We start from the raw sequence: 1,269 nt of genomic DNA, 5'->3' as shown, positions 1-1,269 counted from the left end.
TTAACACTGAGGCGTGATGACGAGTCACTACGGTGATGAAGTGACCGATGCCAAGCTTCCAGGAAAAGCCTCTAAGCTCCAGGTAACACGAAATCGTACCCCAAACCGACACAGGTGGTCAGGTAGAGAATACCAAGGCGCTTGAGAGAACTCGGGTGAAGGAACTAGGCAAAATGGTGCCGTAACTTCGGGAGAAGGCACGCTGGCGTTGGTGAAGGGACTTGCTCCCGGAGCTGATACCAGTCGCAGATACCAGCTGGCTGCAACTGTTTAATAAAAACACAGCACTGTGCAAACACGAAAGTGGACGTATACGGTGTGACGCCTGCCCGGTGCCGGAAGGTTAATTGATGGGGTCAGCCGCAAGGCGAAGCTCTTGATCGAAGCCCCGGTAAACGGCGGCCGTAACTATAACGGTCCTAAGGTAGCGAAATTCCTTGTCGGGTAAGTTCCGACCTGCACGAATGGCGTAATGATGGCCAGGCTGTCTCCACCCGAGACTCAGTGAAATTGAACTCGCTGTGAAGATGCAGTGTACCCGCGGCAAGACGGAAAGACCCCGTGAACCTTTACTATAGCTTGACACTGAACCTTGAGCCTTGATGTGTAGGATAGGTGGGAGGCTTTGAAGTGTGGACGCCAGTCTGCATGGAGCCAACCTTGAAATACCACCCTTTAATGTTTGATGTTCTAACGTGGGCCCCTGACCGGGGTTGCGGACAGTGTCTGGTGGGTAGTTTGACTGGGGCGGTCTCCTCCCAAAGAGTAACGGAGGAGCACGAAGGTTAGCTAATCCTGGTCGGACATCAGGAGGTTAGTGCAAAGGCATAAGCTAGCTTGACTGCGAGAGTGACGGCTCGAGCAGGTGCGAAAGCAGGTCTTAGTGATCCGGTGGTTCTGAATGGAAGGGCCATCGCTCAACGGATAAAAGGTACTCCGGGGATAACAGGCTGATACCGCCCAAGAGTTCATATCGACGGCGGTGTTTGGCACCTCGATGTCGGCTCATCACATCCTGGGGCTGAAGTAGGTCCCAAGGGTACGGCTGTTCGCCGTTTAAAGTGGTACGCGAGCTGGGTTTAGAACGTCGTGAGACAGTTCGGTCCCTATCTGCCGTGGGCGTTGGAAGATTGAGGGGGGTTGCTCCTAGTACGAGAGGACCGGAGTGAACGCACCACTGGTGTTCGGGTTGTCATGCCAATGGCATTGCCCGGTAGCTAAGTGCGGAAGAGATAACCGCTGAAAGCATCTAAGCGGGAAACTTGCCCC

The 1,269-nt window shown here is 54.1% G+C and carries 1 rRNA gene; it reads left to right on the top strand.

Annotation, left to right across the window (positions count from 1 at the left end):
• Window positions 1-1,269 (top strand): 23S ribosomal RNA (locus BLU64_RS16920); the annotation flags it as partial.

This window comes from Lonsdalea quercina (assembly GCF_900107885.1).
GTDB lineage: Bacteria > Pseudomonadota > Gammaproteobacteria > Enterobacterales > Enterobacteriaceae > Lonsdalea > Lonsdalea quercina.
The sequence above is the reverse complement of the archived record's forward strand: the minus strand, read 5'-3'. Positions and strand labels throughout refer to the sequence as shown.